Annotated in this window: 20 protein-coding genes and 1 pseudogene; 11 read left to right on the top strand and 10 right to left on the bottom strand. The window is 40.3% G+C overall.

The genetic code is table 11. From position 1 onward, the window contains the following. The 3 genes from IPH84_07970 to IPH84_07960 form a co-directional block, all read right to left on the bottom strand. Positions 1–296, bottom strand: a 296-nt coding sequence (locus tag IPH84_07970) for a galactokinase (GenBank protein MBK7173156.1), incomplete at its 3' end; no start/stop codon positions are given. 63 nt (positions 297–359) lie between these two features. Continuing rightward, positions 360–698, bottom strand: a complete 339-nt coding sequence (locus tag IPH84_07965) for a hypothetical protein (protein MBK7173155.1) — start codon at positions 696–698, stop codon at positions 360–362. Between the two features lie 99 nt (positions 699–797). After that, positions 798–1,292, bottom strand: a complete 495-nt coding sequence (locus IPH84_07960; protein MBK7173154.1) for a hypothetical protein — start codon at positions 1,290–1,292, stop codon at positions 798–800. Between the two features lie 604 nt (positions 1,293–1,896). On the opposite strand from IPH84_07960, the pseudogene IPH84_07955 reads away from it, so the two are divergent. The 4 genes and pseudogenes from IPH84_07955 to IPH84_07940 all read left to right on the top strand — a co-directional run bounded on the left by IPH84_07955 (position 1,897) and on the right by IPH84_07940 (position 5,736). Continuing rightward, positions 1,897–2,761: pseudogene (locus IPH84_07955) on the top strand (hypothetical protein). 3 nt (positions 2,762–2,764) lie between these two features. Then, complete coding sequence (locus tag IPH84_07950; GenBank protein MBK7173153.1) at positions 2,765–4,096, top strand: NAD(P)-binding domain-containing protein; 1,332 nt, start codon at positions 2,765–2,767, stop codon at positions 4,094–4,096. 26 nt (positions 4,097–4,122) lie between these two features. Further along, positions 4,123–4,914 carry a cytochrome c3 family protein gene (locus IPH84_07945; protein MBK7173152.1) on the top strand — a complete coding sequence of 264 codons (792 nt, stop codon included), beginning with the start codon at positions 4,123–4,125 and terminating at the stop codon, positions 4,912–4,914. A 96-nt stretch (positions 4,915–5,010) separates the two neighbouring features. Continuing rightward, the gene (locus IPH84_07940; protein ID MBK7173151.1) at positions 5,011–5,736 is read left to right on the top strand and encodes a hypothetical protein; all 726 of its coding nucleotides are present in this window, start codon (positions 5,011–5,013) and stop codon (positions 5,734–5,736) included. 120 nt (positions 5,737–5,856) lie between these two features. Here the strand turns inward: IPH84_07940 and IPH84_07935 are convergent, their stop codons facing one another. Further along, positions 5,857–6,027 (bottom strand): hypothetical protein, encoded by a 171-nt coding sequence (locus IPH84_07935; GenBank protein ID MBK7173150.1) that lies wholly within the window; start codon positions 6,025–6,027, stop codon positions 5,857–5,859. 45 nt (positions 6,028–6,072) lie between these two features. On the opposite strand from IPH84_07935, the gene IPH84_07930 reads away from it, so the two are divergent. From IPH84_07930 to IPH84_07900, 7 genes are all read left to right on the top strand, one after another. Continuing rightward, complete coding sequence (locus tag IPH84_07930) at positions 6,073–6,297, top strand: hypothetical protein (protein ID MBK7173149.1); 225 nt, start codon at positions 6,073–6,075, stop codon at positions 6,295–6,297. Between the two features lie 11 nt (positions 6,298–6,308). Then, positions 6,309–6,998 (top strand): hypothetical protein, encoded by a 690-nt coding sequence (locus tag IPH84_07925; GenBank protein MBK7173148.1) that lies wholly within the window; start codon positions 6,309–6,311, stop codon positions 6,996–6,998. Further along, entirely contained in the window at positions 6,976–7,977 is a 1,002-nt protein-coding gene (locus tag IPH84_07920) for a hypothetical protein (GenBank protein ID MBK7173147.1), read from the top strand. The genes IPH84_07925 and IPH84_07920 overlap by 23 nt, the downstream gene beginning before the upstream one ends. 189 nt (positions 7,978–8,166) lie before the next feature. Then, on the top strand, positions 8,167–8,514 hold the full coding sequence (locus IPH84_07915; GenBank protein ID MBK7173146.1) for a cytochrome c3 family protein: 348 nt from the start codon (positions 8,167–8,169) through the stop codon (positions 8,512–8,514). 50 nt (positions 8,515–8,564) lie between these two features. Further along, positions 8,565–9,716 carry a hypothetical protein gene (locus IPH84_07910; GenBank protein MBK7173145.1) on the top strand — a complete coding sequence of 384 codons (1,152 nt, stop codon included), beginning with the start codon at positions 8,565–8,567 and terminating at the stop codon, positions 9,714–9,716. A gap of 10 nt (positions 9,717–9,726) precedes the next feature. Beyond that, entirely contained in the window at positions 9,727–11,343 is a 1,617-nt protein-coding gene (locus IPH84_07905) for a hypothetical protein (GenBank protein MBK7173144.1), read from the top strand. A gap of 10 nt (positions 11,344–11,353) precedes the next feature. Next, entirely contained in the window at positions 11,354–12,109 is a 756-nt protein-coding gene (locus IPH84_07900) for an SH3-like domain-containing protein (GenBank protein ID MBK7173143.1), read from the top strand. A gap of 324 nt (positions 12,110–12,433) precedes the next feature. Here IPH84_07900 and IPH84_07895 read toward each other — a convergent pair whose 3' ends face one another. From IPH84_07895 to IPH84_07870, 6 genes are all read right to left on the bottom strand, one after another. Further along, positions 12,434–14,254: a PAS domain S-box protein gene (locus tag IPH84_07895; protein MBK7173142.1), complete on the bottom strand. Its 1,821-nt coding sequence runs from the start codon at positions 14,252–14,254 to the stop codon at positions 12,434–12,436. Beyond that, positions 14,255–15,670 (bottom strand): PAS domain S-box protein, encoded by a 1,416-nt coding sequence (locus IPH84_07890; GenBank protein MBK7173141.1) that lies wholly within the window; start codon positions 15,668–15,670, stop codon positions 14,255–14,257. A 154-nt stretch (positions 15,671–15,824) separates the two neighbouring features. Continuing rightward, positions 15,825–16,604 (bottom strand): alpha/beta hydrolase, encoded by a 780-nt coding sequence (locus IPH84_07885; GenBank protein MBK7173140.1) that lies wholly within the window; start codon positions 16,602–16,604, stop codon positions 15,825–15,827. 117 nt (positions 16,605–16,721) lie between these two features. After that, positions 16,722–17,825: a DUF5009 domain-containing protein gene (locus tag IPH84_07880; protein MBK7173139.1), complete on the bottom strand. Its 1,104-nt coding sequence runs from the start codon at positions 17,823–17,825 to the stop codon at positions 16,722–16,724. Between the two features lie 645 nt (positions 17,826–18,470). Next, a complete protein-coding gene (locus tag IPH84_07875; protein ID MBK7173138.1) occupies positions 18,471–19,235 on the bottom strand; it encodes a glycoside hydrolase family 16 protein in 765 nt (254 codons plus the stop codon). Positions 19,236–19,427: 192 nt separating this feature from the next. Continuing rightward, positions 19,428–21,932, bottom strand: coding sequence for a metallophosphoesterase (locus tag IPH84_07870; protein ID MBK7173137.1), 2,505 nt, complete (start codon positions 21,930–21,932; stop codon positions 19,428–19,430). Positions 21,933–21,952: the final 20 nt, after the last annotated feature.

Genomic DNA, 21,952 nt, shown 5'->3' with positions numbered 1-21,952 from the left:
TCTGAAAAATTCAGCCTGATGGCGCCTTGTTTCCGGATGCTAAGCTTATAACAGGCATTTTCCCCAAACACATGAGTCATTGTTTTGGTGTATGTCTCCAGGAGTTCAGAAGGTACGAAAGCCTGGATGGTCCCCTGCAAAGCCCTCCTCCTCCATGCACCCCTCCATGCCCCTTTACCTTTCAGGAGTAATTCGCTAAGTGCCAGTGCAAGAGAAACTCCTTGTTCTTTTACATTATGTACCGGGTAAATATTCTGGTTATACATAAATGAACTAAACCCTGATGCAATCACCATTTCCAGGAATGCACCAAAATCATTCTTTCAAGGGCTTCAACCTGATCTGCCACGCGTTGGTTATCACCCTGGAAATGCAAAGCCCTTTAATATAGCCCTGTCACCAGTTAAGTTTCTTAGTTCCGGAATGGCATGGATAATGCTTTCAAGGCTCACTTCTCTAAGCACCGTAGCTCCCAGAGCGGCTGCAACAGATTTCATTTCAATAGGAAGGGAGGCATATTCTTCATTCAGGTCAGCATGATTTCCGCCTGTATCGGTGATAACAAGATAGTAACCTGTAGATTGAAAGTCAAAACCGATCTTTTTAACAATCGGGTGATTTGGATCTTTGAAATCAATGGTAATGAGACCGCCAACCGAACAGGCAGTTTGATCCATTAATCCACAAAGGCTTTCCAAAAGTATTTATTCTCTGCATATTGTCCAATCAGGGCATTCTGAATGGGATCAAGATTTCTGCATTGGAAGAGGTGGCTGATCATAACACCAATCAATACTTCAAAAGAAGCGGGAAGAGCTTAATCCTGAGCCTTTGGGACAGCCCACAATACTTGCATCAAATCCACCAATTATATAACCCAATTCTTTCATTCGGGCACAGATCCCCCTTACCAGGGCAACAGAAGTAAATTGCTCGGAAGCCTTTGGTTCCAGATCAGTGATATCTAAAACAATATCAGGGTAACCTAAAGAGGTAATGTGAATTTCTGAAGTTCCATTAGCTGCTGCTATAGCTATATTATCGAGATCAACTGCCCCCGCAAGCACTCTGCCGTAGTTATGATCCGTGTGATTTCCGCCAATTTCGGTACGGCCGGGTGAACTGAAAAATTGGATATTAATGCTTTGGAAGTGTTTGGAAAAAGAATCCAAAAGGTTGTTATAACGTTGTTTCTGGGCTTCAATTACTTCATTGTCTTTACCATACAGTTCCGCCAGGATGGGAGGGGTCTGTAGCTGAAGAAGGCTTTTAATTTCATGGATGCTTTTCATGGAAATGCGATTGAAACGTTATGTATTCGACCCCTGTAAATTTTAAACAGTAAATTTAATAAGGGCTGAGCAATTTACTCAAATCATTGAATTATGAATGAGTGTTCTGGTAAATTTTTGAAATTATACGCTAATTGCAGGGGCAAGGGATTCTTCGTACCATTAGAAAAGTACATATCTTTAAATTCCAGAAATCCTCGCATAAAATTATTAAATACGTACATTATTAGTACAAGAGGCTATTTTTAGTATAAGTATAAGAAATGAAAAATAATAATCAAGTAATATCAACATATATAAATAAATAAATATTAATATATTATTAATAATGACTTAGATGTATTTGTAAGAAACTGGATAATTGCTAATTGAACTTAGCAAGCTATTATTCAGTATTTTCTGTCCATTTCAAAAGATTACTTTTCCTGGATTATCATATATTGATTCGGCCTGGATATTTAGTCTCGAATGAGTCCAAAATGACAATTTAGAATAATTCTAAATTAAAATAAATGCAATAGTTTCTTGGTTATTTATATTAAATTTGATTTTCTCAATCAAATGGAAACAAAGCAACTATTTGATACACAATTAATTACTTTGGATGACTAAAACAGCTCACAGAATCTACCTGGTAACTCTTTCATTAATTGTGATCGTTGCCTGGTTGCCCTTTTCATGAAGGGATACGCTTACTATATTACCAGCATGGAAGAGAGAGCTTTCCATCCGGATCATTCCATACTCAAACCCAGTGGCATTCTTGGTCATGGAATCGGGATCATTGGTTCTTTATTCATGATTTTTGAGTCATTCTGTATATGGCCCGAAAAAGGTACAGGATATTTTCAAGGTTAGGCCTTTTGAAGCATTGGCTTGAATTTCACATCTTTTATGTACATTAGGTCCAATCCTGGTTTTATTCCATACCTCCTTCAAATTCGGTGGTATTGTTGCCATCAGTTTCTGGAGTATGGTAGCTGTTTTCTTAGTGGAATCATCGGAAGATTTATTTACATTCAAATTCCCAGGAGCATAGAAGGCCGGGAATTGAGTCTGAATGAAATAAGAGATATGAAAGGGGATATTGGAGCAGCCTTAAATCAATCGGTACAGCTGGATGAAGGCAGTTTTGAATTGATTGTCGCCTCTACCCGTTCAAAGATCAGTCGTTTTCAGGGCAATGTGTTTTCACGTACATTGAAACGTTACATACAGGATAAGAAAGCGCTACGTAGTGTAAAAATGTGCTGAGAAGCAATAAGATACCCAAAGCAGAACGTAAACAAGTAATCAGGTTGGTAAACAATGAAATCTCCCTGAACCGACGCATAGAGCGCCTGGTTACCATGCAGAACCTATTTAAATACTGGCATGTAGCACATTTACCTTTTGCTCTTGTAATGCTGGTGATTATGGTGATTCATGTCGGAGTCACTATCGTTTTTGGTTACAGATGGATATTCTGAGTGATGGAAATACTCATAGAACAGGTCGCAATTTATTCAGTTGCAGTATTATTCTGCCTGATCGTGGTTTTCATTTATCTGCGCAAGCAGAAAAGAGAATCTAAAAAAGTAGAAGAGAAGATTATCAAGGCCAAACAGGATGGATTATTTGAGCCTATCTCTCTGCACCCGGTTATTGATGCAAATAGCTGTATCAAAACCGGTGCCTGTGTTGCTGCATGTCCTGAAAAAGACATTATTGGCATAAAAGACGGGAAAGCCACTACGATTAATGCATCGAGATGTATTGGTCATGGTGCATGCTTTCATGCCTGTCCTACACAAGCCATCATGTTAGTTATTGGTACAGAAACGCGGGGTGTTGATTTACCCCATGTCAATCAGAATTTTGAAACCAATGTCAATGGAATTTATATTGCCGGTGAATTGGGAGGGATGGGACTCATAAAGAATGCTGTAGAACAAGGCAAACAGGCGGTCGACAACCTGGTCAGAACACTCAGGGGAAGTCATGATGCTACCTATGATTTGATTATAATCGGGGCAGGCCCGGCTGGTATTTCAGCTTCCCTGACAGCTAAAAAGCACAACTTAAAGTTTCTGACCCTGGAACAGGACACACTTGGAGGGACAGTTTATACCTTTCCCAGGCAAAAAATTGTAATGACCTCAGCCATGGACTTACCACTTTTTGGAAAGGTCAAACTATTTGAAACCAGTAAAACCGAACTCCTGGATTTATGGCAAAACGCATTAGGGAAAAATCAGCTTACTATCCGGGAAAATACTAAAGTGGAAGCCATTCATAAGGAGAATAACCATTTTCTGGTTGAAACACAGGCAGGCGAAAAACTTTCAACCAAAACGGTTTTAATCGCCATTGGCCGGAGAGGTACTCCACGAAAGCTAGGGGTTCCGGGTGAAATGCTGGAAAAGGTAGCCTACAGATTATTAGAGCCCGAAGATATCAGTGGTAAAGATATTATGGTAGTGGGAGGCGGTGATTCTGCTATTGAATCAGCGTTGCTTCTTTGTGACCATAATAATGTAACCTTATCATACAGGGGTGATACGTTTAGCCGTTTGAAACCCATGAATAGCGAAAGAATTGGTATGGCTTCATCTTCTGGCAAAGTAAGGGTACTCTTTAATACCTCACCGGTTGAAATACTAAAGGAATCTGTGTTGCTAAAGGATTTGAAGGAGGACAAGGAGATACATATTGTCAATCAATTCGTATATATTTTTGCCGGGGTGAATTACCTATCCAGTTTTTACAAAGGCTGGAATTATGATTACCAAAAGTTTGGTGAAGCCATTTTGAAACACACTTAACAGAAACTGTCCAATTAATTGAAGAAATGATTTATCCTACTAACCTCTTTAAAGTACTTCTGACAGGATTATTCCTGTTTCAACTTTGCTTTTTGGTTGAGGTTAAATCACAGATATCTCCGGGAGATCTTGCCAAGGTGCATTCACATCTGGAGGGAATGTCAAATTGCACCAAATGTCACATCCTGGGTGAAAAAGTCTCGAATGATAAGTGTCTGGCCTGCCATACTGAACTGAAGACCAGGATCAGCAGTAATAAGGGATATCACTCATCCGCTGAGGTGAAAGGGAAACAATGTGCATCCTGCCATAGTGACCATCACGGAGTTAATTTTCAAATCATCCGCTTCGATAAAACCAAGTTCAATCATGCCCTTACCGGCTATAAACTCCTTGGAGCCCACAATAAAAAGAAATGTGAGGATTGTCATAAACCCCAGTATATAAAGGATGCCAAGATAAAGGCAAAAAAATACACCTTTCTCGGGATGGGGACAGATTGCTTATCATGTCATACCGATTATCATCAGAAATCTCTTTCCAGCAGTTGTGCCGATTGTCATGACAATGAAAAGTTCAAGCCTGCCACTAAATTTAGTCATCAGAAATCCGGCTTCAAACTAACTGGTAGGCATCAGGATGTTGCCTGTGCTGAGTGTCATAAAACATCCATGAGAAATGGAGTAAAATTCCAGGAATTCAAGGGAGTTAAATATGCCAATTGCACGAATTGTCATGAAGATGCTCATAATAACAAATTTGGGCAGAAATGTTCTGAATGCCATAATACTGAGTCTTTTACAGCCGTTGGTGGGTAAAGAATTTTGATCATAGTAAAACAGATTTCAAATTAGAAGGCAAGCACCAGGCAGTAGAGTTGTAAGTCGTGCCACAAGATAAAACTTACTACACCATTGCTGCATAAGCACTGCACTGATTGTCATACGGATTATCACGAAAAGCAATTTGTTAAGAACGGTGTTTCACCTGATTGTTCTGAATGCCATTCGGTGCAAGGATTCAAAGGCTCTTCTTTTACCATTGAGAAACATAATTCATCAGGATTTCCATTGAAAGGTGCACATCTGGCAACACCTTGTATTTCATGCCATAAGAAAGAGACTAAATGGAAATTTAAAGAGATCGGGAAGAATTGTAAAGACTGTCATGAGAACATTCATACAGGCAAGATATCAGAGAAATACTATCCTGAAGAAAATTGTGAAAACTGTCATTCGAATAGCCGTTGGAATCAGGTTGAATTTGATCATAAAATCACACAGTTTATTCTTGAAGGTGCACATGAAACCAAAACATGCAGAGACTGCCATTTTAACAAGGAAGTGAAGGGTCATGCCAACCAGACTTTTAAGGATTTATCCATGAATTGTAGTGACTGTCATACCGACATTCATCGGCAGCAGTTTGACGAGAATGGAAAGACAGATTGTAAAAAATGCCATAATTCAATAGCTTTCAAACCAACAGCTTCTTTTGATCACAACAAATCACAATTTCCATTGGATGGCAAACATTCAGGCCTCCCTTGTGAAAAATGCCACCAACCTGTCACCATTGGTGAAGCAACTTTCATCCTTTATAAAACAAAGAAAATCAAATGCGAAGACTGTCATCAATAATCCTTTCACACTGATCATTTTCGGGAGTATTTTGCCCAGAAATCTCCCCATGGGACTGGTTTTGCCATCAGTTGCAAGGATTGCCATACTACGGATGGCTGGAAGATTGACCTTGCCAAATTAGCCTTTGATCATAGTGTTACGAAATTCCCATTGGTAGGGCAGCACCAATCTGTTTCCTGCAAGGATTGCCATACCTCCCTTGAATTTGTAAAGACTCCCACTGATTGCAATGAATGTCATATCGATATTCATGAGCAAACTGTGGGGACTGATTGCTCCCGATGTCATACGCCTAATTCCTGGGTGGTTACCAATACTACCCAATTGCATCAAATGAGCCGTTTCCCTTTAATCGGGCCTCATACCCAGGCGAATTGTTCCGATTGTCATATTAATCTTTCACCGGCTGCGAATGGCTTAGGAACAGCTTCTGCATTACGTTTTGATCCCCTGGGAGTTGAATGTTTTGATTGTCATAAAGATAACTACCTGTCTACAACGAACCCTAATCACACCCAGCCGGTTATTCAACAAATTGCGAAGAATGTCATAATATAAAACTCTTTCGAATGGTCCGAGCCGGTATCAATCACAATTTCTTCCCACTTACGGGCGGCCATGAAATCAGTGACTGTAAAACCTGTCATACCTCAGGATCATATTCCAGCATTGATGCTGCTTGTGTTTCCTGTCATCAGCAGGATTATAATACTGCAGCAAGTCCTAACCACATTACATTACAATTTTCAACCGATTGCAAGCAATGTCACAATCTTAATCCGGGATGGAGTCCGGCAGAATATAAAGATCATGATTCCCAGTCTTTCCCTATTTATTCAGGAACTCATAAAGGAGAATGGGATAATTGTTCCGACTGTCATACAAATCCTTCCAATTATGCTCAATTTACCTGCACCAATTGCCATGAGCATAACCAGGGGGATACAGATGATGAACATGAAGGAGTTAGCGGTTACACTTATAATAGTATCGCTTGTTTTGGCTGTCATCCAAATGGTTCAGGAGATGGCGCTTTTGACCATAATTCTACCAGCTTTCCATTAACGGGAGCCCATACAACCACTAACTGTTCAAGTTGTCATACCTCCAGTATGCTGGGACACCAACCACCTGCTCCAGTTGTCATACCAATGCCTATAATCAAACAACCAATCCAAATCATATTGCATCCGGCATTGGAAATGATTGTGGAACCTGCCCTACAACTCTTCCTGATTGGAAACCAGCATCTTTCCTAATCATAATACAGTTTATCCGTTATTGGGAGCTCATCAGTCAATTGCGAATGATTGTTTTTCCTGTCATAAAGGGAATTATACCAATACACCAAATACTTGTTTTGGATGCCATGCAGCTGATTATAATGAGTCAAACGACCCTTCACATGCTGCAGCCCAGTTTCCGACAACCTGTGAGGATTGTCATAATGTGAATGCCTGGACGCCCTCAACTTTCAATCACGATGGACAGTATTTTCCTATTTATTCAGGAAGTCACCAGGGTGAATGGAATGATTGCTCTGAATGCCATACCAATCCAGGGAATTTTAAAGTATTCAGTTGCATTGATTGTCATGATCACAACCAACCCGATATGGATGACGAGCACCAGGGGGTTGGAGGATATGCGTATAATAGTATAGCCTGTTTCGAATGCCATCCCGCAGGTAATTCACAGGGCAGTTTCGACCACAATACTTCAGCATTTCCATTAACCGGAGGGCATGCTGTTGACGATTGCAATAGCTGTCATGCAAACAAATATACTAATACTTCTACAGTTTGCGCCAGTTGTCATACCAATAATTATAATCAGACCACCAACCCTAACCATACCGGAATAGGAATCTCCAATGATTGTGCGGTATGTCATACTACGGGTCCGGGTTGGTCGCCGGCTACTTTCCCGACACATAGTAATTATTATGTACTTGAAGGTGCACATGCTGGAATTGGAAATGATTGTGCCTCCTGTCACCAGGGGAGCTACACCAACACTCCAAATACCTGCTCAGGATGTCATATTGATGAATACAACCAGACGAATGATCCGTCACATTCTACTGCTCAATTCCCGACTACCTGTGCTGATTGCCATTCGCAAGCATCCTGGACACCCGCAACATTTAACCATGACGGACAATATTTTCCCTATTTATTCAGGACAAAACCAGGGAGAATGGGATCAATGTTCCGACTGTCATACCAATCCAGGTAATTATAAAGTAGTAACCTGTACATCTTCCTGTCACCAGCAGAATTCCACTAACAATGAACACCAGGGAGTAGGGGGGTATGTTTACACAACTGAAGCTTGTCTTGCCTGCCATCCTGATGGGAACTCAGCCGGTAGTTTCAACCACAATACTTCTCCATTCCATTTAACAGGAGGTCATGCCGGTACTGATTGTGCCAGCTGCCATCGAATGGATATGCAGGTACATCCAGCGAATGTTCCAGTTGCCATATCAACGACTACAATCAGTCAGCAAACCCCAGCCATACCTCACTTAGTCTCTCAAATGACTGTGCAAGCTGTCATACTACCGCTCCGGGTTGGGCTCCCGCTACTTTCAGCGTGCATAACAACTATTATGCACTTCAAGGTGCTCATGTTGCCATAGCTTCACAATGTGCAGATTGTCATAATGGGAATTATAATTCTACCCCCAATACCTGTGATGGATGCCATATTGACAATTATAACCAGACCACAAATCCGAACCATGTAGCTTCACACCCCCAGCAACTGTAACTTCTCAATTTGCCACCACCTGCCAGGATTGCCATACCCAGACTGCCTGGGTGCCTTCAACGTTCGATCATGACAATACCTATCCTTTGACCGGTGCGCATGCTACGATCGCATCAAATTGTGTGCAGTGCCATTCCAACGGCTATAACAATACCCCCAACACCTGTGAGGGTTGCCATCAGAACAATTATACGCAGGCTACTAATCCCAACCATGTATCCCTGGCAATTCCCAATGAATGTGCGAGCTGTCACACGACAAATCCAGGTTGGGCGCCTGCCAGTTTCCCAATTCATAATAATTACTATGTGCTGGAAGGGGCTCATATTCCTCTGGCAGATCAGTGCGCCACCTGTCATAATGGTAATTATAACACTACTCCCAATACCTGCGACGGTTGTCATATTGACAATTATAACCAGACAACCAATCCTAACCATGTGGCTTCCCAATTTGCCACAACCTGCCAGGATTGCCATACACAGACTGCATGGGTTCCTTCAACCTTTGACCATAATTCCACCTATCCATTAACCGGGGCACATGCAACCATTGCAACCAATTGTGTGCAGTGTCACGCCAACGGTTACAGTAATACTCCGAATACCTGCGAAGGATGTCACCAGAACAATTATAACCAGGCGACAAATCCTAACCATGTTTCATTGGCCATTCCCAATGAATGTGCAACCTGCCATACCACTAACCCCGGCTGGGCTCCAGCCACCTTCCCCATCCATAATAACTATTATGTACTCAAGGGTGCCCATCTTGCTATTGCGAATCAGTGTTCTGATTGCCATAACGGTAATTATACAAACACTCCTAACACCTGTTCCGGTTGTCATATTAACGAATACAACCAGACCAATGACCCTAACCATGTTTCGGCTCAATTCCCAACTACCTGTGAGGATTGCCACACTCAAACAGCATGGCAGCCATCTACCTTTGACCACGACGACCAATATTTCCCTATCTATTCCGGAAATCACAATGGAGAATGGAACACTTGTTCTGATTGCCATCCCAACTCAACCAATTACTCTGTATTTACTTGCACCACTTCCTGCCATCCTCAGAGTTCAACCAATAATGACCACCAGGGAGTAAGCGGGTATTCATACAACAGTGCTGCTTGTTTGAATTGCCATCCAAATGGCAATGATCAAATGATCAGAAATTTCATTAGAAGTAACTAGTAATCAGTAGATGAAGAAATTACTGCTTATAATTATTGTACTTATACTTGGAAATAACATTTCAGGCCAGGAGTTGTCTTCTTTTGTTGAAGGTGTTATATCATATACTACTTCTCAGAACATATATGTAAAATTCGAAACTACCGATGGAATTAAAGCAGGTGATACCCTTTACAGGATCAAAGCAAATAATTTTATTCCGGCATTGATTGTTAGTGAGTTATCCTCTATTTCCTGTGTTTGTGTTCCTGTTGGAAGTGACAAATATTCTGTCGGGGATAAGGTTTCCGGGAAAGTGACACGTGATAATATCCCTGTTAATAAAATAGAGAACATCGTACCTCCTGCAACACCGGTAGCCAAAACAACAAATACTCCTGCAAAGGATAGTATCAATACTGAACCCACACAGCGCATAAGCGGACGAATTGCATTGGCATCCTATTCCAATTTCTCCAATGTTTCTGACTTTTCACAGCGAATGCGGTATAATTTTTCCATGAATGCTGTTAATATTGGTGGTTCCAATCTTTCAGGCGAGACCTACATCAGTTTTGTGCACCGATTAAATGAATGGGGTGAGATAAAGAATGATGTTTTCAACGGACTGAAGATTTATAACCTGGCACTGAGTTACGAGTTTAATAAGAAAGTAAAAGTTTGGGTAGGACGTAAAATTAATGCCAGGTTGTCGAATGCTGGCGCTATCGATGGGGCCCAGGTTGAGTTAAAGTTAAAATCATTCAGTGCAGGGTTGGTAGGAGGATCAAGACCAGACTATATAAATTACAGTTTTAATCCCTCTTTACTGCAAATGGGCGGATACCTGGCACATGATTATCATTCTGGTGATAAGACCATGCAAAATTCAATTGCCCTTGTTGAGCAGAAAAATAAAGGTTTAACTGACCGAAGGTTTGCCTATTTTCAACACACGAACAACCTTATACCCGGACTTTTTCTCTTCGGGTCATTGGAAGCTGACCTGTTCAACAAATCCAGGAATACTCAGGACAGTTCCTATTCCGCTGATCAGAAACTGAAGTTATCAAATATGTACTTCACGGCCCGTTATAAGTTTTCAAAACAGGTTTCAATGTCACTCTCCTATAGTTCAAGGAAGAACATCATCTATTATGAAACCTATAAGGATATTATTGATAGATTACTCGAAGAAGCAAGTACACAGGGGTATATGGCTCAAATCAATTATCGTCCTCTCAAGAACCTGACTTTTGGAGTGAATGCAGGGTACAGGACCAATAAACAGGATCCAAACCCCTCAAAAAATGTGTATGGTTATGCAACTTATAATAATGTGCCCTGGCTGAAAGCTGCCGCAACAATTTCGGCGACATTTCTTGAAACAGGTTATCTTTCAAGCAGTATCTATAGTGCCGGATTGTCGAGAGATTTATTGCCAGGTAAACTTTATGGAGGCGTGAATTACCGATGGGTAAAATACAAGTTCCTTAGTGCTGAAACACCTTTGGTTCAAAATATGGCTGAGTTAAATCTTACCTGGAGGATGATGAAAAAACTCAATTTCTCTGTTAACGTTGAAGGTACATTTGAAAAAAGCAGGAATTATGAGAGGGTTTATCTCAGTCTGACTCAGCGCTTTTAAACCAGAATCGATGAAAAATAAAAAAAATATAATTTTTGCCATTCTTATCCTGGCGGGTATATTCCTGATTACTATTCCTTTTTGGAATACAGGGAAAAAATTAACTGTTTCTGATCCTCTTGCTGAAGGAATCCATCAGGTTGAAGTACAAAGTGTTACACAAACTACTAAGTATACTTACCTGCTTGTTGAAGAGGGGAAGTCGGAGTATTGGATTGCTATTTCCAGACAGGATATTTCTGAAGGAGTCACACTCTATTTTTCCAATGCTTTGGAAATGAAGAATTTTGCAAGTAAAGAGTTGGGGAAAACATTTGACAAGGTTTATTTTGTCCAGCAGGTAAGTGAAAGCCCTGATATGCTTGGGAAGCCCCAACCGGGATCTATGTCTGATAACGCTATGCCACAGGGGGCAACTCCGCCTCGGAAACAACCAGAGACCCGAAGGACTGATATCCAGGTTGAAAAGGTAAAAGGTGGTGTTAGTATTGCGGAATTATACGAATTCCATCCCAGGTATGCCGGGAAAAGTATCAAGGTCAAAGGTCAGGTAACCCATTTCAGTTCTCAAATAATGGGTAAAAACTGGGTGCACATTCAAGATGGGAGCGAATTTGCCGGGAATTTTGATCTTGCCCTTTCTACCCAGGACAGTGTGACAATTGGCAGTACAGTAGTTTTCTCCGGAATTGTCAGGTTGAATAAGGACTTTGGTTCTGGTTATTTTTATAAGATATTGATTGAGGATGCCATTGTAGTAAAATGATGGATTTATCCTCATCTTATTTGAGCTTAAGTTCCTTTCCATTTTCTAATTCCTTCAAAACATGAATTGCAGTTTCCTGCAATTTGCTTAGTGCGCTCATTTCTGCACTTCAGTTTACTTTCGGTGAATCTTTATTCTATCAAATTATACAGATATGTCAATATTTACATAGTGTGATCGTTTTTTTTTAATTCCCAGTAGCCTTATCAAATAAGGATTTCAAGCAAAGGTGTTCATTTTCAATAAAATATATTAAATGCGTCCAGAATAACCTAAACAACTTGTTTAGGATCAAGCAGGTCCGAAGGTTTACTCAGGTAGTCCCTACTTCCAGCGCTTGTTTCTGGTGGATGCAGTGAGCGATGAGGCAGAGGCGATGCGCCATTTTTGCTTGATATCCATCATAACCAGGTCAATATCCTTTCTGGATTTACATGTATCGACTGCATCCTGGCCGTTAGTTGCCCGTGTAATCAGAACATTAAAGTTGTTGAAGATTTCCTGTAAATAGAGGAAACTATATTCATCATCTTCAGCAATTAATATGCTTTTATATTTGAATACCGGTTTTACTTCCGGGCTTGCTTCGCTAATTACCAAAGGTTTCCCTTCAATTAAAGGAATTGTGAAATGAAATATTGTCCCCTGGTTAAGGACTGATTCCACCCATATCTCTCCTTTGAGCATTTCGACGAGGCCTTTACAGATAGATAATCCCAGGCCTGAACCTTCATATCCCCTGGTCATGGAGGAATCTATCTGGAAGAATCTTTCAAATATTTTCGTTTGATTTTCTTCAGAAATCCCTGGGCCTGTGTCTTTCACATAAAATGAAATCTTATCCACAACCAGTGAATATCCAACTTCAACGCTTCCTTCTTTTGTAAACTTGAATGCGTTGTTTATCAAGTTGGTTAAAATTTGATGTATTTTTAATTCATCAGAAATAATATTGATCTCTTTAGACCTTGGTTCTAATGCAACTTTCAGCATTACTCCTTTTGAAGCCGACAAAGGTTTAAATTGATCTGAAACACTATAAATTAAATTATTGAGTTCAAATTCCTTCATGGTGACTTCTAAAGTTCCTGATTCAATTTTGGAGATATCAATTAGATTATTTATAAGTTCCAATAACCTGTTTCCACTGGTTTGAATCACATGTGCATATTGACGGATATTTTCGGTAGTAATATTTTCCCTGTTAAGTAAATGTGCAAAACCGAGAATCCCGTTTAAAGGGGTGCGGATTTCATGTGACATATTCTGCAAGAAGGATGTCTTCAGTTTATCTGCATGCTCTGCCCTGTCTTTTGCAGAAATAAGCTCAAGAAGTAATCTTTTCTTTTCGGTAACATCTTCTTTAAGAGCTACATAATGTGTAATTTTATTATTGGAATCGATAATAGGTGCTATGATTGCAGATTCCCAAAATAGCTCACCATCCTTTTTCTTATTGTGGAATTCTCCATGCCATTCTTTTCCTGAAGATATCGTATCCCATAATTCTTTATAGAAATCTGAGGACTGTTCTCCGGATTTTAATATCCTCGGATTCTTGCCAAATGCTTCCTTAAGAGTATAACCGGTTAGCTCTGTAAATTTTGGATTCACATATTCAATTGATCCGTTTAGATCTGTAATAACAATTGTTACCGGGCTTTGAACTACAGCTTTGGAAAGTATGAGAGATTCTTCTTCTATCTGTTTTTTCTCGATGTAAACGGTGAATTGCTTTGCAACGGTTTCCAAAATTTCAATTCCGAGCTGAGTGAATGCATTTTGATCGGAATAGCTCTGAATGACAATCACACCAAGCACTTTTTTACTGCTGATCAGGGGTACCCCAAGCCAGCATTCTGCAGGGGTTCCAATAATGTCAATAATACTTTCTGCTGCAAGTTTAGAGATTTCAGCTTTATTCAACAGCACAGTTTTGCCCTGCTTCACTACATAGCCAGTTAAGGACCTTGCTGCCGACCAGGTTGGGGCAATTTCATCTTTCTCATCCTCCATAAAAGGGGCAGTAAGCATATCATTCTTTTCTTCATATAAAGCGAATATGAAGTTGGTTGTATCTACCAATACTCCCAATTCATTTTTCATAACTTTAAAGAAATCAGCCATAGATGCAGATGAAATCATTCATTGCAAGATTGAATGCATATGCCTGATTTGGTCATCTCTTTTTTTCTGACTTATGTTTAACATAGTCGTAAGGTAGAATTCACGACCATTAATCTTGATAATGTTAGAAGAAAGGAGGCAGTGTTTTAATGAGCCATCTTTTATTCTCAAGATAAAGGGTAAACCATATGCTTTTCCTTCAGATCTTATCTTGTCGATCATGTTTATACGATCATTAAGGTCGAAGTATAGGTTGAGCTGGACAGAGTTTTGTCCAATAACCTCATCACGTGTATACCCGGTTTCATCCAAAAACATCGTGTTTACATCATGGAATACTCCGTCATCGACTGCTACCAGCAGCATTGGAACCGGACTAAAATGGAAAGTGGTTGAGAATAAAAGATTGCTCTCTTCCAATTCCTGGATTTTTTTTCGTTCAAGTGACTGATCTCTGAATACAATAACCATCCCCACAATTTCACCTGAGTCATCAATTATAGGAGAAATACTTTCAGCTATTGGTTTAAAAATTGTATTTCTGGATTTTAAATATGAATGTCCATTTTGCCAAATGGATGGAATTTTTGTCTGAATTCGCGATTTCGGTGATTCAAGCCTGTCTCCGGTGTCTTCATTATAAATTTGATACACATCATCCAGATCTTTTCCCTGGGCTTCTTCTTCCTTCCAACCGGTCAATTCTTCAGCTTCTTTATTCATCTGCATTATGCTTCCGAAAGTATCCGTTGTGATGACAGCATCAGCAATACTATATAATGTTGCACGCATTGAGGCTTCTTTATTTTTGATCAGGGTAAAAACCACCTGTTTTTGTTCCTGATCAAAAAGAATTTTTCCAATTAGTAAAGTAATAAATGGGTAAATGCCCATAATTGAAAAGGTCAACAAGTTGAAAGTTTCTCTTCTGAATGACAGAGGGAGTAAAAACATAGAAAACATCATTGCCAGATGAACAAATAAGCCGAAAAAATAGATATTCAGGGTCGTTACCCTGAATCTCATGTTTTTTCTTAAATAGTAAAACAGGTATCCTATCAAAAATGAACTTACGATTACACTACTCCCCATCAAAATACCGGCACCTCCGATGTAAATTCGGTAACCTAATGCAAGGAAGGTAGAAATAAACCCAGGTAATGGACCGAAAAAGAGCGTACACAGACTGATTACAATTGACCTTCCGTCAAAAATTAATCCGGCTTTAAGGACATATGGAAACATCATGCCAGCAACGGCGATAAAACCGAAGATAATTCCCTGCAATATTTTGCCGACAAGTTTTTTCTTATCATACCTTGATGATATGAATCCAGAGAGCACACTAAGTGCCAGCAACCCTAAAAGGTTGTAAACAACTTCTGCTACGAACATAATTTTTCCACCAAAGAAATAGAGTACGAATATACCCAATTAATACATGCACTGATTTTAATTCGTCCGAAGTAGGTTAATAAGATTAGAAATCAGGGGTGAAAAGGCATGTTTTAATCTTTACCTTTTGAATATAATTGCAACCATTTATAGAGAAGTTCCGGCCAGTTGTCGACCTCCAAACCTTTTTTTTTCATTCCAAAACTATGCCCCCGGTTTTATAAGCATGTATCTCAGATAGCACTTTCCTGGCTTGTAAAGCTTTGTAGAATTTATAACTATGTTCAATCGAAACTACATCATCATCCACAGCTGCAACTAAGAAAGTTGGCGGCGTCTTTTCAGTTACATGAAGGTCAGTTGAAAATCGATTAATCAGCGGGTCTGAGGGATCTTTTCCAAGCAGGTTTTCGCAAGTTCCATCACCTCTGGTCATAGTGATTACAGGGTAAACCAGGATCATAAAATCCGGACGGTTTTTTCTCTTATTTTGAGTTCCAACAGTTGAAGCCAGGTGTCCACCGGCCGAAAAACCTGCTATCCCAACTTTGTGCCTGTCGATATTCCATTTTTTCGAGTTTTTCCGGATGAGTTCAATAGCAGTCTGAGCATCTTTCAAAGGGATTTCCGGATGATGGTTCGGCATACGGTAGTATAGTACAAATGCGGAAATGCCTATAGAATTCAGCCATTGAGCAACCATGGTCCCTTCATGTTCCATTGCAAGCCCTCCATATCCTCCTCCCGGGCAGATCAGAACTGCTGTTCCATTTGCTTTTTCTTTAGGGACAATATAGGCAAACATCCTTGCTTCAGTGACATCTACTACCCAGGAGGTACCGTATTGTGTTTCTTTTGCGGTTATTCCACTTTCTTCTGCCGGGCCATTAGGGTAGAGCTTAATTTCTTCCTGCGCAACAATACTGCTCGTTAAAAGCAAGAAAGTCAAACACGAAAGCAGCAAATTCTTCATCGTTACTAAAATTTTAAATTGTTGATTGTAATTCTGTTGGGATGAATACTTACGCATCTATTGGATAATTTTAGCATGATCAGGTCTAGTTTGGGATGAATCAGGCTAAGACTGATTTTATACTTTTATAAAAGTCTTGTTTTTGTGCATGTACCATAGAATCAGGTACAAAATGCCAAATCCGCCAATAGTCAGTAAGAGGTAATTGAAATTGCCAACAAATTGCTTTAACCCATATAAAACCTGTTCAGCAATCAGGTGAAAGTTGAAAACATGTGAAAGTACATAAGCTACTATAGCATTCATTCCGATCACCCTGAGTGGGAAGGCCCATTTTACTTTTCCTTTGACATCGATGATCCAGTAGAAGAAACTTAGCAGCAGAAAACAAACACCAGAGGATGCCAGCACGAAAGAGCTGGTCCAAAGTTTCTTAATGATCGGATGCCAGATTCCTAATAACAATCCCAGCAGTACTCCTGCTATTCCGCAGATTAACAGATATAAGGCTACTTTTTTTCTGGGCAGGTCTGATTTGATCAATTCTCCGGCAAAAACGCCTGTCAGCGTGGTGGCGATAAAACCAAGTCCACTTATTAACCAGGTATATTGAGTGCCATCCTGGAATTGTCCAAAAACAATTTGATCGACATACCAGGCAAAGCTGCTTCCCGGTAATAATACACCTCTGCCAGCACCCGGCACATAAGGAATGGTTAAAAGCAGAATATATACAATGAGAGAAGAAGCAAAAATCCATAGCCGCACCTTTCTGCTGAAATGAATAAACGCAATGGCAGAAAATAGATATCCGACTGCAATAGCTTGCAGGGTATTGCTGAAAATGCTGAAAGTTTCGATATTGAATTCAAGTAAATGACCTTGAACAATCCAGCCCAGGATAAAAAGGATCACAAAACGTCGAATTAGCTTTAAGTATATTGCTGACAATCCTGAGTCCTGTTGTTTTTGTCTGGATAAGGAAAAAGGGATTGCTGCCCCGACGATAAACAGGAATAAAGGCATTACAATATCATAAATTGTAGAACCGAACCATTCAGGGTGATCAAATTGTTTAGCCAGTGATTGTGTAAAAGGTGAGCCTACACCTACGTTCAGTGCGCTGAAAAAGTGATCCAGAAAGATGATGAACAGCATATCAAATCCTCTCAGGGCATCAATAGATGCAATGCGGGGGGAGCGGGCTGAAGGTTCGTTCATATTGCGTTGTTAATGTGTTGCGTTAATGATTTGTGCTAAGTGCTGAGTGCTGAGTGCTGAGTGCTGAGTGCTGAGTGCTGAGTGCCGAGTGCCCCGAAGGGGAGCCTGTGGCTCTGAGTGCCCCGATGGGGAGCCTGTGGCTCTGAGTACCTGAAGGGGGAAGATCACACAAATGCCACACAAATAAATGCAAATGACCTGCAAGCAAGATTCAATTATTTGTGTCAATTTGTGAATAATTTAAGCTATTTGTGTTCTGATTTTTTGCCTGAAGTATTTACATTCTGATGGAAGTTAATGCTACTGGCGAAATATAATGCCACGAATGCACGAATGCAGCACTAATACTTTCGTTCGTTAACTCACGGAATCTTGGAAATTAGTGGACTACAAGAAAAATATAAGCCCAAGTCTCAAGTCTCATCCGCCAGCTGGCGGACCAAGTCCCATCCGCCAGCCGGCGGACCAAGTCCCATCCACCATCTACAATTCCCAATCTCCAATCCGCAATCCGCAATCCGCAATCCGCAATCCGCAATCCGCAATCCGCAATCCAACATCCGAAGCCAAAGGCTCCTTTCGGGGCATCCGACATTAGACATTAGACATCAGACATCCGACATCAGACATCCGACATCAGACATTCTACTTCTGATAAGCTTTAATCCAATCTACAGTCATTGTAGCAGGGAAGAGCGTATCATCAACCACCGGGCCTCCCCAATTTCCTCCGATTGCAATATTGAAAATAAAGTAGCAAGGCTTGTCGAATGGCCAGTTTTCAGCATTTTTCACTTCCGGCTGATAATGATAAACCAACTTTCCATCGGTATAGAAATCCACATATTCTTTAGTCCATTCCATACTGTAAATATGGTAGGTGTTAAACGGGTCGTTAATTTCTATGATTCCGGTATAAGGTGTGGCACCATAACCTGATGGATTATGAACCGTAGAATGAATGAAATTTGGATGTTTCCCCACGTGTTCCATGATGTCCAATTCACCACAGGCAGGCCATCCTACCTGGTCAATATTTTGTCCAAGCATCCACAATGCAGGCCAGGTCCCAGTACCTTCGGGTATTTTGGCTTTTATTTCAAATAATCCGTAGGTAAAGGTTCGTTTCCCTTTTGTAATCAGACGAGCGGAGGTATATTCCCCATTCTCTTTTTTTGAAATTATTACCAGGTTACCTTCAGCAAACTCAATGTTGCCAGTTGTATATCGTTGTAACTCGTTATTTACCCAACCTGGTTCTGCTGTTTCATGACTCCAGGCACTGGTATCAAGGGAAGTCCCATTAAAGTTGTCCTCCCACACCAGCGAATAGCCCTCTTTTGATTGTGAAAACAGGCTTAAGCCGATGAACAGGAATACGATGATTAATGCATTTTTGGTATGTTTCATTGGAGTAGGGATTGAATTTTTAGACCTGTAATTAATTTAAATAGTGTTGAGGGATGAGCTTCTTTGATTTTTTGCACTGCCAGTATCTACAACAGCCTCGTGAATTTATACAAGATAACCACGGAGAAATGTTTGACAATCAGGAAGTACGATTAATTATTTAAAATCCTCCCAGGTTTAGTAGTAACAAATTTACTTTATGTGCAGCATTTTTCTGGAAACCGAAAAGTTGTTTACATTCATTTCATAAAAGTAAGTATCACTACTCAGGTTCTTTTTCGAATAGGTAAATTGATAGGTCCCTTTATCTTTTTTACCCTCGTTTATTTCATCAATCAGTTTTTGATTACAATCATAAATTCGGAAGCTGACATCGCCAGTTACCGGAATACAATAGGTAATGATGGTTTGCTCCTGAAAGGGGTTCGGAAAGTTCTGGTAAAGGAAATAACCTTGCTGAAGATCTTGATTTTCGTTTATCCCAACCGTTTTAAACCGGGTTGGTTCAGACCAGTTGCTCCATTTCAGGTTATGATCGCGGTATCGGACCCGGAACAGGTATTCCCTGGATTCGGACAGGTTGATTTTATTAATCCTGCTCTCATACAGGTTTATATTCAGATTTAGATCAAGTGGCTCTGCAGATGGATCAATACCATAGATATTGGTCCAATGCCTGGTTGAGTCAATGACTACTGGCGAAGTCAATGTGCTGTCAATAACCTGGAATCTGACCGACATCAGGGAGTCGGTACCAGAAAAGTGGGAAGTAGTAAACTGAATAAATTCCCCGGTTTTTGAGATATTTTCAATCAAAGGTGTTGCCGGAGCGGATTGATTTTTAACCTTGTACCACTTATCAATCACTTCTGAATTTTTTGGTTTTGTAAGTGTGCCAAGACTATATACTGAGTTCTGGTAAGAATGGTTTGCAACATCAATCTCAAGCAGTTGGAAGAAATAATTACTGATACAGATATGAATGTCCTCGTAGTCAAGGTTCTCACCTGCAGCCCAGGGGTCAAGAGGGCCACCACCGCCACCGGTACAAATCATCCTGATGTCACCATTATTTACTTCAGAAGTTGAAGTCCCTCTTTCATACCCATGTGTATGTCCATAGTGAATCTCACGAACCTTTGAATATTTTTTCATTACAGGTAGAAGCCTGTCTTTTACATATTCAGTACCTCCTACAATCCACAATTCGGAAATGGGTGGATGATGAAAGAAAACGAACACAAAATCAATACCCGGATCATTCTCTGCTTCGTTCAGCCTGGTATCGAGCCAGTTAGCCTGAGTTTCACCATACTGATCAATAATATTTGTATTCAGTCCAATAAACAAAGAATTGGCTACTTTAAGCTGCCAGATTTTCTCATTTAATGCTGTTACCTGGGGGAATGCAGATAGATCATCGATTTTCAGGTATTGATAAAAATAAGGGCTTTCACCTTCGTGATTTCCTGCTACCACCATAGTCGGTATATTACCTGACAATGCAGATAATGGCTGAAAATACTGGAGGGAGTAATGTTTTGGAGTTGATCCACTCACGACTATATCTCCGGAATGAAGTATTCCATTAACATGATTTTCAATGTCCGGCCCGAATAATTCAGTGACTTTATCCCTGGCTGCTCTCAATACCTTGCCCGCCATTGTTGTATCTGTGGCATGGGTATCACTCAACAGTACAAAGCGTAATTTGCCTGTATAGGTTTCATCCGGCAATGTTTTAAAGGAGTATATTCCAGATTCGCCACTACCACTGAATACTTTGTAATAATAACGCGTGTTTGCAAGTAAGCCGGTTAATTTCACTGAATGCCATCGGAATGGTTCACTGATTAGTTCACTAATCCCGGTTGCTTCATTGTTAAAGGAGGAATCCACACTGAACTTTACTTTCGTATTGGTTGATGCAATATCATGCCAGCAAACCGTCATAGTATTCATTCCCGGGCTTTGCAAGTAAGGAATCCTGGTCATAAGAAAAACGCCTGTTTCATGTCCGAATCCCCCAATCTCAGCCACCTGCTCTGTATTAAGGGCCTGGTCCCAAATGGCAAGTTCGGAGCAATAGATTTCTGCATCTTCTGAATCATCATCTGCGAAAATTAAAAGAAGATTCTCCAGTGAAAACCGGTCATCAATAGCCTGAATATTCCCGATCATAAGAAGTTGCCCATCCAGGAAGCAATTAAAGTGACTTCCATTTTTAACAGATATCACCAGGCGGTACCATTCATTAGGAGTGATAGAGTAGGCACTGTAACCAACTGCTGCTACACCAATATTACCAGATGGATTAATAAAGAAATCTCCATCATTGTTATTGCTCGTGGCAGTCTGGAAAAAGGAGTGCCAGACACTATTGCCGGATACTTTGAAATCATACTGCAGAGTATACTCATTAACATAGATTCCACCTCCATTAGCCGGAATCTGGTGCTGCATTTTATAATAACTTCCTATACCAATCCGAGTTGCAGAGTTACCTGCTTCTGGACCTGCGGCTAAAGTTTGTGTCCCGGTAAGAATAAGATCAACTCCAAAGCCAGCTTCTGCTTTTTGCAGATTGGACGGGTCATCAAATTTCCACCAGCCTTTCCGTTCAGGCACTGATGCTTGTGAGTGTTGTTGTAAAACAAACAGGAGTATTATAAGGGCCGCGAAATATTTTCTTTTCATCATGCTGTCAATCAGACTAA

The organism is Bacteroidales bacterium (genome assembly GCA_016707785.1).
Taxonomy (GTDB): domain Bacteria; phylum Bacteroidota; class Bacteroidia; order Bacteroidales; family UBA4417; genus UBA4417.
This window is presented reverse-complemented; position numbering and strand designations above follow the sequence as displayed.

Coding starts and splice junctions, on each gene's coding strand:
- IPH84_07925 (MBK7173148.1), top strand. CDS start 6,309: ATGGTCCGAGCCGGTATCAATCACAATTTCTTCCCACTTACGGGCGGC.
- IPH84_07945 (MBK7173152.1), top strand. CDS start 4,123: ATGATTTATCCTACTAACCTCTTTAAAGTACTTCTGACAGGATTATTC.
- IPH84_07875 (MBK7173138.1), bottom strand. CDS start 19,235: ATGAAACATACCAAAAATGCATTAATCATCGTATTCCTGTTCATCGGC.
- IPH84_07950 (MBK7173153.1), top strand. CDS start 2,765: ATGGAAATACTCATAGAACAGGTCGCAATTTATTCAGTTGCAGTATTA.
- IPH84_07895 (MBK7173142.1), bottom strand. CDS start 14,254: ATGATTTCATCTGCATCTATGGCTGATTTCTTTAAAGTTATGAAAAAT.
- IPH84_07905 (MBK7173144.1), top strand. CDS start 9,727: ATGAAGAAATTACTGCTTATAATTATTGTACTTATACTTGGAAATAAC.
- IPH84_07930 (MBK7173149.1), top strand. CDS start 6,073: ATGAGCCGTTTCCCTTTAATCGGGCCTCATACCCAGGCGAATTGTTCC.
- IPH84_07885 (MBK7173140.1), bottom strand. CDS start 16,604: ATGAAGAATTTGCTGCTTTCGTGTTTGACTTTCTTGCTTTTAACGAGC.
- IPH84_07900 (MBK7173143.1), top strand. CDS start 11,354: ATGAAAAATAAAAAAAATATAATTTTTGCCATTCTTATCCTGGCGGGT.
- IPH84_07935 (MBK7173150.1), bottom strand. CDS start 6,027: ATGACATCGGGAGCAATCAGTCCCCACAGTTTGCTCATGAATATCGAT.
- IPH84_07960 (MBK7173154.1), bottom strand. CDS start 1,292: ATGAAAAGCATCCATGAAATTAAAAGCCTTCTTCAGCTACAGACCCCT.
- IPH84_07880 (MBK7173139.1), bottom strand. CDS start 17,825: ATGAACGAACCTTCAGCCCGCTCCCCCCGCATTGCATCTATTGATGCC.
- IPH84_07870 (MBK7173137.1), bottom strand. CDS start 21,932: ATGAAAAGAAAATATTTCGCGGCCCTTATAATACTCCTGTTTGTTTTA.